Annotated in this window: 14 protein-coding genes, 2 tRNA genes and 2 rRNA genes; 10 read left to right on the top strand and 8 right to left on the bottom strand. The window is 53.5% G+C overall.

Going from position 1 to position 15,893, the window contains the following annotated elements:
- Positions 1-5 precede the first annotated feature (5 nt).
- Both N7922_RS20275 and tilS read left to right on the top strand, forming a co-directional pair.
- Positions 6-395, top strand: a complete 390-nt coding sequence (locus N7922_RS20275; RefSeq protein ID WP_263097988.1) for a VOC family protein — start codon at positions 6-8, stop codon at positions 393-395.
- A gap of 63 nt (positions 396-458) precedes the next feature.
- On the top strand, positions 459-1,757 hold the full coding sequence (gene tilS / locus N7922_RS20270; RefSeq protein ID WP_263097987.1) for a tRNA lysidine(34) synthetase TilS: 1,299 nt from the start codon (positions 459-461) through the stop codon (positions 1,755-1,757).
- Positions 1,758-1,785: 28 nt separating this feature from the next.
- Here the strand turns inward: tilS and rof are convergent, their stop codons facing one another.
- Both rof and N7922_RS20260 read right to left on the bottom strand, forming a co-directional pair.
- Complete coding sequence (rof, locus tag N7922_RS20265) at positions 1,786-2,046, bottom strand: Rho-binding antiterminator (RefSeq protein WP_061497537.1); 261 nt, start codon at positions 2,044-2,046, stop codon at positions 1,786-1,788.
- Positions 2,033-2,233, bottom strand: a complete 201-nt coding sequence (locus N7922_RS20260; RefSeq protein WP_007373244.1) for a YaeP family protein — start codon at positions 2,231-2,233, stop codon at positions 2,033-2,035. Before N7922_RS20260 ends, rof begins: the two co-directional genes overlap by 14 nt.
- A 195-nt stretch (positions 2,234-2,428) precedes the next feature.
- Between N7922_RS20260 and N7922_RS20255 the strand changes: the two genes are divergently transcribed.
- Genes N7922_RS20255 through nlpE form a run of 3 tightly spaced genes read left to right on the top strand, consistent with a single transcriptional unit; the run spans position 2,429 to position 4,127 of the window.
- The gene (locus N7922_RS20255) at positions 2,429-2,974 is read left to right on the top strand and encodes a YaeQ family protein (protein WP_263097986.1); all 546 of its coding nucleotides are present in this window, start codon (positions 2,429-2,431) and stop codon (positions 2,972-2,974) included.
- Positions 2,974-3,396, top strand: a complete 423-nt coding sequence (gene arfB, locus N7922_RS20250) for an alternative ribosome rescue aminoacyl-tRNA hydrolase ArfB (protein ID WP_263097985.1) — start codon at positions 2,974-2,976, stop codon at positions 3,394-3,396. The genes N7922_RS20255 and arfB overlap by 1 nt, the downstream gene beginning before the upstream one ends.
- Before the next feature lie 35 nt (positions 3,397-3,431).
- Positions 3,432-4,127: an envelope stress response activation lipoprotein NlpE gene (gene nlpE / locus N7922_RS20245; RefSeq protein WP_263097984.1), complete on the top strand. Its 696-nt coding sequence runs from the start codon at positions 3,432-3,434 to the stop codon at positions 4,125-4,127.
- A 60-nt stretch (positions 4,128-4,187) separates the two neighbouring features.
- Here the strand turns inward: nlpE and proS are convergent, their stop codons facing one another.
- From proS to metN, 6 genes are all read right to left on the bottom strand, one after another.
- Positions 4,188-5,906, bottom strand: a complete 1,719-nt coding sequence (proS, locus tag N7922_RS20240) for a proline--tRNA ligase (RefSeq protein ID WP_088237419.1) — start codon at positions 5,904-5,906, stop codon at positions 4,188-4,190.
- Positions 5,907-6,017: 111 nt separating this feature from the next.
- On the bottom strand, positions 6,018-6,725 hold the full coding sequence (tsaA, locus tag N7922_RS20235) for a tRNA (N6-threonylcarbamoyladenosine(37)-N6)-methyltransferase TrmO (protein WP_263097983.1): 708 nt from the start codon (positions 6,723-6,725) through the stop codon (positions 6,018-6,020).
- Positions 6,722-7,126, bottom strand: a complete 405-nt coding sequence (gene rcsF, locus N7922_RS20230; RefSeq protein ID WP_088237421.1) for an Rcs stress response system protein RcsF — start codon at positions 7,124-7,126, stop codon at positions 6,722-6,724. The genes tsaA and rcsF overlap by 4 nt, the downstream gene beginning before the upstream one ends.
- Positions 7,127-7,234: 108 nt before the next feature.
- A complete protein-coding gene (metQ, locus tag N7922_RS20225; RefSeq protein ID WP_263097982.1) occupies positions 7,235-8,050 on the bottom strand; it encodes a methionine ABC transporter substrate-binding lipoprotein MetQ in 816 nt (271 codons plus the stop codon).
- 42 nt (positions 8,051-8,092) lie between these two features.
- A complete protein-coding gene (locus N7922_RS20220) occupies positions 8,093-8,746 on the bottom strand; it encodes a methionine ABC transporter permease MetI (RefSeq protein WP_061497521.1) in 654 nt (217 codons plus the stop codon).
- Positions 8,739-9,770 carry a methionine ABC transporter ATP-binding protein MetN gene (metN, locus tag N7922_RS20215; RefSeq protein WP_263097981.1) on the bottom strand — a complete coding sequence of 344 codons (1,032 nt, stop codon included), beginning with the start codon at positions 9,768-9,770 and terminating at the stop codon, positions 8,739-8,741. The genes N7922_RS20220 and metN overlap by 8 nt, the downstream gene beginning before the upstream one ends.
- 188 nt (positions 9,771-9,958) lie before the next feature.
- Between metN and gmhB the strand changes: the two genes are divergently transcribed.
- From gmhB to N7922_RS20190, 5 genes are all read left to right on the top strand, one after another.
- The gene (gene gmhB, locus N7922_RS20210; protein WP_263097980.1) at positions 9,959-10,525 is read left to right on the top strand and encodes a D-glycero-beta-D-manno-heptose 1,7-bisphosphate 7-phosphatase; all 567 of its coding nucleotides are present in this window, start codon (positions 9,959-9,961) and stop codon (positions 10,523-10,525) included.
- 371 nt (positions 10,526-10,896) lie between these two features.
- Positions 10,897-12,438, top strand: a 16S ribosomal RNA gene (locus N7922_RS20205).
- Between the two features lie 71 nt (positions 12,439-12,509).
- Positions 12,510-12,586 (top strand) — tRNA-Ile (locus tag N7922_RS20200).
- Between the two features lie 108 nt (positions 12,587-12,694).
- Positions 12,695-12,770: transfer RNA gene (locus N7922_RS20195), tRNA-Ala, on the top strand.
- A 181-nt stretch (positions 12,771-12,951) separates the two neighbouring features.
- A 23S ribosomal RNA gene (locus N7922_RS20190) occupies positions 12,952-15,858 on the top strand.
- The 16S and 23S rRNA genes sit together here with 2 tRNA genes alongside, the layout of an rRNA operon.
- Positions 15,859-15,893 lie beyond the last annotated feature (35 nt).

The raw sequence follows: 15,893 nt of genomic DNA, 5'->3' as shown, positions 1-15,893 counted from the left end.
CGATCATGCTGGGTTTAAAACAGGTTCATCACATTGCTATCATTGCCACGGACTATGCCAAAAGCAAAGCCTTCTACTGCTATATTCTCGGTTTTACGCTGCAAAGCGAAGTCTACCGGGAAGCCCGCGATTCCTGGAAAGGCGACCTGGCGCTTAACGGGCACTATGTGATTGAGCTGTTTTCGTTTCCCTTTCCACCCCATCGCCCCAGCCGCCCTGAAGCCTGCGGCCTGCGCCATCTGGCGTTTAGCGTCGAGGATATTGATCAGGCGGTGGCGCATCTTCAGGCGCATGGTGTAGCGTGTGAAGCGATCCGTATTGACCCTTACACCGATAAACGGTTTACCTTCTTTAACGATCCTGATGGCCTGCCGCTGGAGCTTTACCAGCAGTAATGCTTGCCACACAAGGCATTGCCCGGTAACGTGCCGGGCAATGTTTCCGTTTTGATAACTGCAATGACCACACCCCTTTTCGATTCGCTGCCAACCACATCGCGCCAGTTTCTGGTGGCGTTTAGCGGTGGGCTGGATTCGACCGTATTGCTGCACACGCTGTGGTGCTTGCGTGAGCAACAGCCGGATATCTGCCTGCGTGCTGTCCATGTGCATCACGGTTTGAGTCCCTATGCCGACAACTGGGCGCAGCACTGTGAGCAGGTGTGCGCACGCTGGCAGATCCCGTTAACGGTCGTGCGCGTGACGCTGGTGGATAATGGCGAAGGTATTGAGGCGCAGGCGCGTAATGCGCGTTATCAGGCGTTTAGTCAGACGTTGCAGGCCGGAGAAGTCCTGCTAACTGCCCAGCATTTAGATGATCAGTGTGAAACATTTTTACTGGCACTAAAACGCGGTAGTGGGCCCGCCGGGCTTGCCGCGATGCCGGAAAGTCTGCCGTTTGCCGGAACACAGCTTATTCGCCCGCTCCTTCATCACACGCGACATGCGTTGCATCAGTGGGCGCTGACGCATGATTTATGCTGGATCGAAGATGAAAGTAATGCCGATGCCAGCTTCGATCGCAATTTTTTACGCTTACAGATCCTGCCTTTATTGACCGCTCGCTGGCCACATTTTGCATCGGCCACAGCGCGTAGCGCTGCGCTGTGCGGAGAACAGGAGCAACTGCTGGATGAGCTGCTGGCCAGTGAACTGGCGGCGGCGACCACAGCCGATGGCACACTAAATATTGCCTCACTGCTCGATATCAGTGAGGTACGGCGCAATGCGTTGCTGCGTCGCTGGTTGGCACAGCAGGGGGCTGCGATGCCCTCGCGGGCAATGCTTAACCGTTTATGGCAGGAAGTGGCGCTGGCCCGCGATGATGCCGAGCCTGCGCTGCGGCTGGGAGAATATGACGTTCGCCGTTATCAGGGTAGATTATGGTGGAACAAACGGCGTATGAGCCAGCGGGGGACGCAGCTTGCGTGGGAATGCATTTCTGAACCGCTGATCTTACCGGCGGAACTGGGGACGCTGTCATTGCTGGCTGGCGGTGAATTACGCGCACCGCAGGCGCATGAAGCGGTGTCGGTACGTTTCCAGGCTCCGGGGTTACTGCACATTGTCGGGCGTAACGGTGGACGCAAGCTGAAGAAGATTTGGCAGGAGCTTGGCGTTGCCCCCTGGCGTCGCGATACCACACCACTGCTGTTCTATGGCGAAACATTGATAGCGGCGGCCGGGGTGTTTGTGACACAAGAGGGCATTAAAGAAGCGGGTCAGAACGGCGTGCGACTGGTGTGGAAGCAAGAATAACGGGCAACATGCGCTGCCCGCAAAACAATCAGGACTCGCTCACCACAACGGTGCCGATTTCGGGATGGCTGAAGCTGGCAATTTTGTCGAGACGCAGTTCACGCGCGGTGCCCGCCACGTCGACCACCAGATACTCCACATTTTTACGTGAGACTAAATCGTTGGCTTTGGCACTGAGTTTCTCGCCGTCTTTCAGTTCCAGCGCCAGTAAAAGATGATGCTGGCAGGCGAGCTCAAGGTTGTCATAGTCATCACAGTTGATGGGTTGATAGGCATCATTCATTGACATAATCGCTCACCAGTAAGTTCGCGGCAGCGTACGCCGCCTTTTCCCTGACCGACTCTGAAAGGGTGTCATCCGACGCCATTTCATTTAACACTTTCAATACGCACCCCAGCGCGTCCGGGATATACCCGAGATCTCCGCTGGCAATTTCTGCATAGCGTTTACGCACTAACTCACAATAATTGTTCACATCACCTCCTGTCAGCAACCTGACTTTACTGTGAGATAACACTAAGCCTACGAACATACACTCTGTTTAGCAAGGTGACTATACCACAGCTTGTTAATCATTATCAGAGTGATGAATACCTGCACGCGCAAGAGATAACAGCGCTTTATGCCGGGATTCGTTACAATAGCGGCCATTTTATGAAGGAGTGGTGTTATGGCGCTAAAAGCGACAATTTATAAAGCAATGGTCAACGTTGCCGATCTCGATCGTAATCAGTTTTTAGATGCCTCATTGACGCTGGCACGCCATCCTTCCGAGACACAAGAGCGCATGATGCTGCGCCTGCTGGCCTGGATAAAATATGCCGATGAACGTCTGCAATTTACTCGCGGGTTAAGCGCAGACGATGAGCCGGAAGCCTGGTTGCGCAATGATTATCTGGGCATTGATCTGTGGATCGAGTTGGGCCTGCCGGACGAAAAGCGGCTGAAGAAAGCCTGTACCCAGGCAAAAGAGGTGGCGTTATTTACCTATAATTCACGCGCGGCGCAAATTTGGTGGCAGCAAAACCAGACGCGCTGCGCGGCGTTCAGCAACCTGAGCATCTGGTATCTGGATGATGCGCAACTGGCCGGGCTGAGTGGCTTTGCCGACGATCGCACCATGAATTTACAGGCAACATTGCAGGATGGCGCGATCTGGCTTTCGGACGACAGTCAGAATCTTGAGATCCACCTTGAATCCTGGCAACAGCCGTAATGATTGAAATTTCCCGCGCAGTTGCCATTGCCGACGACGAACTGGAGATCACCGCAGTTCGCTCGCAGGGGGCGGGTGGTCAGCATGTGAATAAGAGTTCAACGGCCATTCACCTGCGTTTTGACATTCGGGCGTCCAGCCTGCCAGAGTATTACAAAGCACGTTTACTTGACGCTTCGCACCATCTGATTAGCAGCGAAGGCTGGATAGTGATAAAAGCGCAGGAGTACCGCAGCCAGGAGATGAATCGCGAAGCGGCGATCGCCCGCCTGGTGGCGTTGATAAAAGAATTGACGGTGGTGCAGAAGAGCCGCCGGGCAACGCGCCCGACGCGCGCCTCGAAAGAGCGTCGGTTAACGACGAAAGCGCAAAAGTCTTCTGTGAAAGCGCTACGTGGAAAGGTTCGTCGTCATGATGGCTGACGGACTTCAACAGAACGATTCATAAGGAATAACGAGTGAATAAGGCGATTTTGTCGGCGGTAGTGGGTGGATTGCTTTTCGCCCTCATCGGATGCAATAACCGCGGCGATGTTGAAATGGTGCAGCCCACGCAGGTTGAAGAACTGAAACCGATGCAGCAGAGCTGGCGCGGCGTGTTGCCCTGCGCGGATTGCGAAGGGATTGAAACCTCCCTGTTTCTGGCCAAAGACGGTAGCTGGGTAATGAACCAGCGCTATCAGGGCGGAAAAGCGCCATCCGTTTTTGGTTCGTACGGCAAGTGGGCGCGCACGGCGGATAAACTTATCCTGACCGATACGCACGGTGAGAAAATCTATTTCCGTGCTAAAGGCGAAGCGCTGGAGATGTTGGACAGGGAAGGCAACCCTATAACCTCAGAGCTTAACTACACACTTCAACCGGTAAAAGCCGCACTGCCTGCCACACCAATGGCGATGCGTGGTATGTATATGTACATGGCCGATGCCGCCGTCTTTACCGATTGCGCCACGGGCATGAAAGTCGCGGTTGCCAGCAATGCGCAGCTTGAACGCGACTATGCGGCGGCGCGTGGCACAGAGACCAAACCTATTTTGCTGGTGGTCGACGGGCATTTTGCCGTGGAGCCGAATCCGGATACCGGCGCGCCGCAGAAGATGCTGGTGACGAACCACAAGGGCAAGTTCGACGCCAAAAAGAACTGTGACGACTAATCCCGCGTTGTGTTAGCCGCAATAAAAAAGCCCCGTACGGGGCTTTTGTTTGTGTGGCGCTTAGCCTTTGATGGCGTTAACCAGGTAATCCAGGATATCACCGGTTTTGATCAGTTGCTTCTCGCCGTTGCGACGATATTTGTATTCAATATCGTCGTTGTCGAGGTTGCGGTCGCCAATCACGATGGTGTGCGGAATACCAATCAGTTCCATGTCGGCAAACATAACGCCCGGACGCTCTTTACGGTCATCCATCAGCACTTCAATACCTTGTGCGCGCAGCTCAGCGTACAGTTTTTCCGCCAGTTCCTGCACACGGTAGGATTTGTGCATGTTCATCGGCAGAATGGCAACCTGGAACGGTGCAATCGCATCCGGCCAGACGATACCGCGCTCGTCATGGTTCTGCTCAATCGCGGCGGCAACCACGCGGGTAACACCGATACCATAGCAACCCATGGTCAGGATCTGGTTACGACCATCTTCACCTTGCACTGCAGCGTTCAGCGCCTGGGAGTATTTGGTGCCCAGTTGGAAGATATGGCCGACTTCGATACCGCGTTTGATCAGCAGCGTCCCTTTGCCATCCGGGCTTGGATCGCCGGCAACCACATTGCGGATATCCGCAACAACCGGGGTGGCCACATCGCGATCCCAGTTAATGCCGAAGTAGTGTTTACCGTCGATATTCGCGCCAGCGGAGAAATCGCTCATCGCCGCAACGGTACGGTCAATGATCACCGGAATCGGCATATTGACCGGGCCGAGGGAGCCCGGGCCTGCATTCACAACCGCGCGGATTTCCGCTTCGGTAGCGAAGGTCAACGGCGCAGCAACCTGCGGTAATTTCTCGGCTTTGACTTCGTTCAGTTCGTGATCGCCGCGTACCAACAGCGCAACCAGCGCAGAACCGCTCTCTTCTGTGGCTTTCACCAGCAGCGTTTTAACGGTTTTCTCAATCGGCAGATTAAACTGTTCAACCAGCTCGGCGATGGTTTTTGCATTCGGCGTATCAACCAGCGTCATTTCCTGCGTCGCGGCAGCGCGCGGCTCTTTCGGTGCCAGCGCTTCGGCAAACTCAATGTTAGCGGCAAAATCAGACGAGTCAGAGAAGATCACATCGTCTTCACCACTCTGCGCCAGCACCTGGAATTCGTGCGATGCACTACCACCAATTGAACCGGTGTCCGCTTGTACTGCGCGGAAATCCAGGTCCATACGGCTGAATATTTTGCTGTAAGCGGCGTACATGGCATCGTACGTTTCCTGCAGGGATTCCTGAGAAGTATGGAAAGAGTAAGCATCTTTCATCAGGAACTCGCGGGAGCGCATCACGCCAAAGCGCGGGCGCACTTCGTCACGGAACTTGGTCTGGATCTGGAAGAAGTTCAGCGGGAGCTGTTTGTAAGAGTTCAGCTCATTGCGGATCAAATCCGTGATCACTTCTTCGTGGGTCGGACCGAGCACAAACGGACGTTCGCCGCGATCGACAAAACGCAGCAATTCCGGGCCATATTGCTCCCAGCGACCGCTTTCCTGCCACAGATCCGCTGGCTGCACGACTGGCATCGACACCTCAATCGCACCGGCGTTATTCATCTCTTCACGCACGATGTTTTCGACTTTTTTCAGAACACGCACACCGGTCGGCAGCCAGGTATACAACCCGGAGGCCAGTTTGCGGATCATCCCGGCGCGCAGCATCAGCTGGTGGCTGATGACTTCGGCGTCGGCAGGCGTCTCCTTCAGGGTGGAGAGCAGATATTGGCTAGTACGCATGTTGTTACGGTTCCATTTGGACAATTGGAGCAGGCCCGGGGCGGGCCTGACACAAAAAAAGTGGTTTAGTTTATCAGCCTGGCAGAGATGCCAAAAGAGAGGGGAATAAAATTAGCGTGCTTCGAGCGCAAACACTTCGAATCCCGCATCGGTCACGCGCCAGCGCACGTTAAAATCCAGCAGCCAGACCGCATAGGTTTTTCCCTGCTCTTCATCTTTACGGTAAGCCGGTCGCGGATCCTGCGCCAGAACGTCAACCAGAAAGGCTTTTAACTGCGGGTAACGCGTTGCCAGCGCAGCCAGTTGCAACTCGATTTCCGGCGTAAAAAAGACCGGAATGTCTGCGGCGGGAGCCTGTTGTGCGTAGCTGGCTTGCGCATCGGGCAGCGCTTCGGCAAAAGGCAGGTACGGTTTGATATCCACGACCGGCGTGCCATCGACCAGATCCAGACTGCCCAGTTGCAGGATAACCTGATCTTTCTGGCAACGAATACCGTTGAGTTCAACCAGTGACATGCCAATCGGGTTAGGGCGGAAAGTGGATCGGGTGGCAAACACGCCCATCCGGGCATTGCCGCCGAGGCGCGGAGGGCGCACGGTCGGGCGCCAGCCGCCTTCCATCGTTTGATGGAAAACGAAAAGGACCCACAGATGGCTGAATGCTTCCAGGCCGCGTACGGCTTCGGCCTGATTATAGGGAGGAAGTAAGTGAAGTTCGCCGCCGCCATGTTTCACCAGACCTGGCTGGCGTGGCACGGCAAACTTCTCTTTGTACGGCGAACGAATAACGCCTATCTGTTCGAAAGCAAAGGTGCTCATTTCGCCGAGATGTTGAGGGCGGAGCCAACGCAAATGGCCTGACGGTAGCAACCCGGCGTGCCGCTGGTAACTTCACAGCTATGCAACAGAACGGCGTTGGCTTTCATCTTAGACGCATTGATTTGCATGCGTTTGCGCGCAGTCGGGATGTTCGGCGGAGAGTCCTGGTTGCTTGCCTGGCAGGAGTCACCGGAGACTTCACCCAGATCGCGGAACGGCTTACCGACTAACTCTTCTGCGTTGGTGATAATCCGTACTGGCGCGGGACGTACGACTTTCGGTTTTTCCGGCTCGGCTTTTGGTGCGACTGCGGTGCTTTTTACAGGTTCGGCGGGAGATCTGCTTAGCAAGGAACAGCCGCTTAGCATCAGTGCTAATAAACAGATCGGTAAAGCACGCATAATATATCCTCAATGAAATGTTCTAAACGCGGCTTATTGAATCAGGCGCGTGCACAAATGACAAGACGGGCTTTCGCCCGCCTTGAATGATATTACAGACTGAGGAGATTACCAGCCTTTCACTGCGCCGCCGTTGAAGACTTTGTTTGCCGCTTCGTTAACTTCGTCAGACTGGTATGCCTGGACGAATTTCTTCACGTTTTCCGCGTCTTTGTTATCTTCGCGAGCGACGATCAGGTTTACATACGGGGAATCTTTATCTTCAACAAAGATACCGTCTTTGGCCGGGGTCAGGCCAATCTGGCTGGCGTAGGTGGTGTTAATCACTGCCAGTGCGATCTGCGCATCATCCAGTGAACGTGGCAGCTGTGGTGCTTCCAGCTCAACAATCTTCAGGTTTTTCGGGTTTTCGGTGATGTCCAGCACTGTTGGCAGCAGACCAATACCGTCTTTCAGCTTGAGCAGACCCTGTTTCTGCAGCAGCAGCAGAGAACGGCCCAGGTTGGTCGGATCGTTCGGCACTGCTACCTGAGAACCGTCCTGCAGTTCAGACAGCGCTTTGATTTTTTTGGAGTAGCCTGCAATCGGGTAAACGAAGGTGTTGCCGACCGGAACCAGTTTGAAACCGCGATCTTTGATCTGCTGATCCAGGTACGGTTTGTGCTGGAATGCGTTGGCATCAATGTCACCTTTGCTGAGCGCTTCGTTCGGCAGAACGTAGTCATTAAAGGTCACCAGCTCAACATCGAGACCGTATTTCTCTTTGGCAACTTTCTGCGCCACTTCTGCAACCTGCTGCTCAGCGCCCACAATCACACCGACTTTGATGTGATTCGGATCCTTTTCATCCTGGCCGCAGCCGACCAGCGCCAGAGATCCAAGCAGCGCGCCGACTGCCGCAAAGGTCTTGAATTTAAAAGCCATGTTATTTTCCTTACTATCAGAGTCGTTATGTTGTGTGTAACGTTATTTGTGCGTTACAGCCCGGACGATGCGATCGCCAGCGAACTGAATGAGGTAAACCAAAACCACGAGCAATATCAGTACGGTATTCATCACTAATGGATTGTAGGTCACATAGCCATATTGGATACCCAATTGACCTAAGCCGCCTGCGCCTACTGCGCCGCCCATTGCGGAGTAACCTACCAGCGTGATGAGCGTAATGGTCGCGGCGTTGATCAGGCCGGGCAGCGCTTCTGGCAGCAGTACCTTACGAATAATCTGCATCGGCGTAGCGCCCATCGCGCGGGAAGCCTCAATTAAACCTGCCGGCAGCTCAAGCAGGGTGTTTTCCACCATACGGGCAATAAACGGCGCGGCGCCTACTGTTAGCGGAACAATGACCGCATACAAACCAATAGAGGTGCCGACAATAATGCGGGTAAAGGGGATCATCCATACCAGTAAAATGATAAACGGAATGGAGCGAAACACGTTAACCAGCGCTGAAATCACCCGATAGAGCCCCGGGTTTTGCATAATCTGACCCGGACGGGTGACGTACAGCAGCACACCAAACGGCAGACCGACGACAAACCCCAAAAAGCCTGAAGCAAAGGTCATAAACAACGTTTCCCAGATGCTGCGGGCAAAGAGCCACATCATTGCCTCAGACATAACCGAGTACCTCTACTTTTACATGGTGTTCCTGCAACCAGGCGATGGCTGCTTGCGTATCTTGTTGAGTGCCGTGCATCTCTGTCAACATAATGCCGAACTTCACGCCGCCTGCGTAATCCATCTGCGCGCTGATGATATTGTTGTTCACATTGAAGCGGCGCGCGGTTTCCGACAGCAGCGGCGCATCCACCGACTGACCGGTAAATTCCATACGCAGCATTGGCACGCTATCTTTATGCGGTTCGGCCTGTAAGCGCTGCAGGTAATCTTCCGGGATATCGAGATGCAATGTGGACTGAATAAATTGCTGCGCCAGCGGCGTTTTCGGATGGGAAAACACTTCGCTCACCGTATCTTGCTCAATCAACTCGCCATTGCTGATCACCGCGACGCAGTCACAGATACGTTTCACCACGTCCATTTCATGCGTGATAAGCAGGATAGTCAGACCCAGACGGCGGTTAATGTCTTTCAGCAACTCAAGAATAGAGCGGGTGGTTGCTGGATCCAGCGCGCTGGTGGCTTCGTCGCACAGCAGAACTTTTGGGTTGCTGGCCAGCGCACGTGCGATAGCGACGCGTTGTTTTTGCCCGCCGGACAGGTTTGCCGGATAGCTATCATGCTTATCACCTAAACCAACCAGCTCAAGCAGCTCTTTCACCCGGCGATTAATCTCTTCACGCGGGGTGTTATCCAGCTCCAGCGGTAAGGCCACATTGCCGAACACGGTGCGGGAGGCGAGCAAGTTAAAGTGCTGGAAGATCATGCCAATCTGGCGACGGGCTTTGGTTAATTCCGCTTCGGAAAGTTGCGTCAGTTCCTGACCGTCAACCAGCACGTTGCCCTGCGTTGGGCGCTCAAGCAGATTGACGCAGCGGATCAGCGTACTTTTACCGGCGCCTGACGCGCCAATAACGCCATAAATTTGACCAGCAGGAACATGCAGGCTGACGTCTTTCAGCGCCTGAATTGTGCGGTTCCCCTGCTGGAACACTTTGGTGATATTCGAAAGTTTAATCATCAGATTATTTTTATCGTATAGGAGTGAGCCGTGGCATTTTCTTCTGCCGGTTACGGGGGATGCCCGTAAACACAGCGGATGGTAAGGCATCCAGACGTCTAAATCAATGTCGCTCTGCGCGATGAGCACTTTCCTGCGTAGCGAAACATGAGATACTAGGCGCATAGGCCTTTTTCAGGAGTAAACCCGTGGCAAAGTCAGTACCCGCTATTTTTCTCGATCGTGACGGCACGATTAATGTCGATCACGGCTATGTCCATGAGATCGATAACTTCGAATTTATTGATGGCGTCATTGATGCCATGCGCGAATTAAAAGAAATGGGCTTTGCCCTGGTGTTGGTGACGAACCAGTCTGGCATTGCGCGCGGTAAATTCACCGAAGCACAATTCGAAACACTGACCGAATGGATGGACTGGTCGTTGGCTGACCGGGGCGTTGATTTGGATGGTATCTATTATTGTCCGCATCATCCGCAGGGTAGTGTCGAAGAGTTCCGTCAGGTGTGTGATTGCCGTAAGCCGCATCCGGGGATGTTTATCTCGGCGCGCGATTTCCTGCACATTGATATGGCCGCGTCTTATATGGTGGGTGACAAAATTGAAGATATGCAGGCGGCGACTGCGGCTCAGGTCGGGACGAAAGTTCTGGTGCGGACCGGCAAGCCTGTGACGCCGGAAGCGGAAAACAGTGCGGATTGGGTGATTAATAGCTTGGCGGAGCTGCCCGCAGCCATTAAAAAGCATCAAAAGTAGCCGTTATGATGAAAAGATGAGCGGTTGAAATAAAAATGCATTTTTCCGCTTGTCATTCCTTTCTGGCCCCCTATAATGCGCCTCCATCGACACGGCGCTCAGCGAACAACAGCTCGCAGCGACGGTGAGTCGAAAGAGAAAAATCCTGAAAATCAGGGTTGACTCTGAAAGAGGAAAGCGTAATATACGCCACCTCGCGACAGAGCGCTAAAGCGCGTCGCAACTGCTCTTTAACAATTTATCAGACAATCTGTGTGGGCACTCAAAGTGACATGGATTCTTAAACGTCTCAGGACGCTAAATGAATACCAAGTCTCACGAGTGAACACGTAATTCATTACGAAGTTTAATTCGATGAGCATCAAACTTTTAAATTGAAGAGTTTGATCATGGCTCAGATTGAACGCTGGCGGCAGGCCTAACACATGCAAGTCGGACGGTAGCACAGAGGAGCTTGCTCCTTGGGTGACGAGTGGCGGACGGGTGAGTAATGTCTGGGAAACTGCCTGATGGAGGGGGATAACTACTGGAAACGGTAGCTAATACCGCATAACGTCGCAAGACCAAAGAGGGGGACCTTCGGGCCTCTTGCCATCAGATGTGCCCAGATGGGATTAGCTAGTAGGTGGGGTAACGGCTCACCTAGGCGACGATCCCTAGCTGGTCTGAGAGGATGACCAGCCACACTGGAACTGAGACACGGTCCAGACTCCTACGGGAGGCAGCAGTGGGGAATATTGCACAATGGGCGCAAGCCTGATGCAGCCATGCCGCGTGTATGAAGAAGGCCTTCGGGTTGTAAAGTACTTTCAGCGGGGAGGAAGGTGTTGTGGTTAATAACCACAGCAATTGACGTTACCCGCAGAAGAAGCACCGGCTAACTCCGTGCCAGCAGCCGCGGTAATACGGAGGGTGCAAGCGTTAATCGGAATTACTGGGCGTAAAGCGCACGCAGGCGGTCTGTCAAGTCGGATGTGAAATCCCCGGGCTCAACCTGGGAACTGCATTCGAAACTGGCAGGCTGGAGTCTCGTAGAGGGAGGTAGAATTCCAGGTGTAGCGGTGAAATGCGTAGAGATCTGGAGGAATACCGGTGGCGAAGGCGGCCTCCTGGACGAAGACTGACGCTCAGGTGCGAAAGCGTGGGGAGCAAACAGGATTAGATACCCTGGTAGTCCACGCTGTAAACGATGTCGATTTGGAGGTTGTGCCCTTGAGGCGTGGCTTCCGGAGCTAACGCGTTAAATCGACCGCCTGGGGAGTACGGCCGCAAGGTTAAAACTCAAATGAATTGACGGGGGCCCGCACAAGCGGTGGAGCATGTGGTTTAATTCGATGCAACGCGAAGAACCTTACCTGGTCTTGACATCCACAGAAGTTTCCAGAGATGGGAATGTGCCTTCGGGAACTGTGAGACAGGTGCTGCATGGCTGTCGTCAGCTCGTGTTGTGAAATGTTGGGTTAAGTCCCGCAACGAGCGCAACCCTTATCCTTTGTTGCCAGCGGTCCGGCCGGGAACTCAAAGGAGACTGCCAGTGATAAACTGGAGGAAGGTGGGGATGACGTCAAGTCATCATGGCCCTTACGACCAGGGCTACACACGTGCTACAATGGCGCATACAAAGAGAAGCGACCTCGCGAGAGCAAGCGGACCTCATAAAGTGCGTCGTAGTCCGGATTGGAGTCTGCAACTCGACTCCATGAAGTCGGAATCGCTAGTAATCGTGGATCAGAATGCCACGGTGAATACGTTCCCGGGCCTTGTACACACCGCCCGTCACACCATGGGAGTGGGTTGCAAAAGAAGTAGGTAGCTTAACCTTCGGGAGGGCGCTTACCACTTTGTGATTCATGACTGGGGTGAAGTCGTAACAAGGTAACCGTAGGGGAACCTGCGGTTGGATCACCTCCTTACCTTAAAGAACCTGCCTTTGCAGTGCTCACACAGATTGTCTGATGAAAAACGGGCAGTAAAAAATCTCTGCAGGCTTGTAGCTCAGGTGGTTAGAGCGCACCCCTGATAAGGGTGAGGTCGGTGGTTCAAGTCCACTCAGGCCTACCAAATTTTCCCTGAATACTGTGTTGCGAAATGACTCACATACGAAAGTATGTTTCGCCATTTCGCGCCTTGTCTCAGGAAAAATTACGGGTACACGAGATTAACTACGATGGGGCTATAGCTCAGCTGGGAGAGCGCCTGCTTTGCACGCAGGAGGTCTGCGGTTCGATCCCGCATAGCTCCACCATCTTTTACTGTCTGAACCAAGAAAACTTCAGAGTACACATTCTGTGTGTGCTGCGAAGTTTTGCTCTTTAAAAATCTGGATCAAGCTGAAAATTGAAACACAGAACAGTGCGAACTGTTCTGCGAGTCTCTCAAATTTTCACAACTGATGATGGATCGCAAGAAACATCTTCGGGTTGTGAGGTTAAGCGACCAAGCGTACACGGTGGATGCCCTGGCAGTCAGAGGCGATGAAGGACGTGCTAATCTGCGAAAAGCGCCGGTAAGGTGATATGAACCGTTATAACCGGCGATGTCCGAATGGGGAAACCCAGTGTGACTCGTCACACTATCATTAACTGAATCCATAGGTTAATGAGGCGAACCGGGGGAACTGAAACATCTAAGTACCCCGAGGAAAAGAAATCAACCGAGATTCCCCCAGTAGCGGCGAGCGAACGGGGAGGAGCCCAGAGCCAGAATCAGCTTGTGTGTTAGTGGAAGCGTCTGGAAAGTCGCGCGATACAGGGTGACAGCCCCGTACACAAAAATGCACAGGTTGTGAGCTCGATGAGTAGGGCGGGACACGTGGTATCCTGTCTGAATATGGGGGGACCATCCTCCAAGGCTAAATACTCCTGACTGACCGATAGTGAACCAGTACCGTGAGGGAAAGGCGAAAAGAACCCCGGCGAGGGGAGTGAAAAAGAACCTGAAACCGTGTACGTACAAGCAGTGGGAGCACCCTTTGGGGTGTGACTGCGTACCTTTTGTATAATGGGTCAGCGACTTATATTCTGTAGCAAGGTTAACCGAATAGGGGAGCCGAAGGGAAACCGAGTCTTAACTGGGCGTTAAGTTGCAGGGTATAGACCCGAAACCCGGTGATCTAGCCATGGGCAGGTTGAAGGTTGGGTAACACTAACTGGAGGACCGAACCGACTAATGTTGAAAAATTAGCGGATGACTTGTGGCTGGGGGTGAAAGGCCAATCAAACCGGGAGATAGCTGGTTCTCCCCGAAAGCTATTTAGGTAGCGCCTCGTGAATTCATCTCCGGGGGTAGAGCACTGTTTCGGCTAGGGGGCCATCCCGGCTTACCAACCCGATGCAAACTGCGAATACCGGAGAATGTTATCACGGGAGACACACGGCGGGTGCTAACGTCCGTCGTGAAGAGGGAAACAACCCAGACCGCCAGCTAAGGTCCCAAAGTCATGGTTAAGTGGGAAACGATGTGGGAAGGCCCAGACAGCCAGGATGTTGGCTTAGAAGCAGCCATCATTTAAAGAAAGCGTAATAGCTCACTGGTCGAGTCGGCCTGCGCGGAAGATGTAACGGGGCTAAACCATGCACCGAAGCTGCGGCAGCGACACTATGTGTTGTTGGGTAGGGGAGCGTTCTGTAAGCCTGTGAAGGTGTGCTGTGAGGCATGCTGGAGGTATCAGAAGTGCGAATGCTGACATAAGTAACGATAAAGCGGGTGAAAAGCCCGCTCGCCGGAAGACCAAGGGTTCCTGTCCAACGTTAATCGGGGCAGGGTGAGTCGACCCCTAAGGCGAGGCCGAAAGGCGTAGTCGATGGGAAACAGGTTAATATTCCTGTACTTGGTGTTACTGCGAAGGGGGGACGGAGAAGGCTATGTCATCCGGGCGACGGTTGTCCCGGTTTAAGCGTGCAGGTGTGTGCTCCAGGCAAATCCGGAGCGCTTTAACACTGAGGCGTGATGACGAGGCACTACGGTGCTGAAGTGACAAATGCCCTGCTTCCAGGAAAAGCCTCTAAGCATCAGGTAACACGAAATCGTACCCCAAACCGACACAGGTGGTCAGGTAGAGAATACCAAGGCGCTTGAGAGAACTCGGGTGAAGGAACTAGGCAAAATGGTGCCGTAACTTCGGGAGAAGGCACGCTGATGCGTAGGTGAAGTGACTTGCTCACGGAGCTGAAATCAGTCGAAGATACCAGCTGGCTGCAACTGTTTATTAAAAACACAGCACTGTGCAAACACGAAAGTGGACGTATACGGTGTGACGCCTGCCCGGTGCCGGAAGGTTAATTGATGGGGTTATCCGTAAGGAGAAGCTCTTGATCGAAGCCCCGGTAAACGGCGGCCGTAACTATAACGGTCCTAAGGTAGCGAAATTCCTTGTCGGGTAAGTTCCGACCTGCACGAATGGCGTAATGATGGCCAGGCTGTCTCCACCCGAGACTCAGTGAAATTGAACTCGCTGTGAAGATGCAGTGTACCCGCGGCAAGACGGAAAGACCCCGTGAACCTTTACTATAGCTTGACACTGAACATTGAGCCTTGATGTGTAGGATAGGTGGGAGGCTTTGAAGCGTGGACGCCAGTCTGCGTGGAGCCAACCTTGAAATACCACCCTTTAATGTTTGATGTTCTAACGTGGACCCGTAATCCGGGTTGCGGACAGTGTCTGGTGGGTAGTTTGACTGGGGCGGTCTCCTCCTAAAGCGTAACGGAGGAGCACGAAGGTCAGCTAATCCTGGTCGGACATCAGGAGGTTAGTGCAATGGCATAAGCTGGCTTGACTGCGAGCGTGACGGCGCGAGCAGGTGCGAAAGCAGGTCATAGTGATCCGGTGGTTCTGAATGGAAGGGCCATCGCTCAACGGATAAAAGGTACTCCGGGGATAACAGGCTGATACCGCCCAAGAGTTCATATCGACGGCGGTGTTTGGCACCTCGATGTCGGCTCATCACATCCTGGGGCTGAAGTAGGTCCCAAGGGTATGGCTGTTCGCCATTTAAAGTGGTACGCGAGCTGGGTTTAGAACGTCGTGAGACAGTTCGGTCCCTATCTGCCGTGGGCGCTGGAGAATTGAGGGGGGCTGCTCCTAGTACGAGAGGACCGGAGTGGACGCATCACTGGTGTTCGGGTTGTCATGCCAATGGCACTGCCCGGTAGCTAAATGCGGAAGAGATAAGTGCTGAAAGCATCTAAGCACGAAACTTGCCCCGAGATGAGTTCTCCCTGAGACCCTGAGTCTCCTGAAGGAACGTTGAAGACGACGACGTTGATAGGCCGGGTGTGTAAGCGCAGCGATGCGTTGAGCTAACCGGTACTAATGAACCGTGAGGCTTAACCTTACAACGCCGAAGATGTTTTGGCGTGAGAGACGCGA

It is taken from the genome of Kosakonia sp. ML.JS2a (assembly GCF_025642095.1).
GTDB lineage: Bacteria > Pseudomonadota > Gammaproteobacteria > Enterobacterales > Enterobacteriaceae.
The sequence above is the reverse complement of the archived record's forward strand: the minus strand, read 5'-3'. Positions and strand labels throughout refer to the sequence as shown.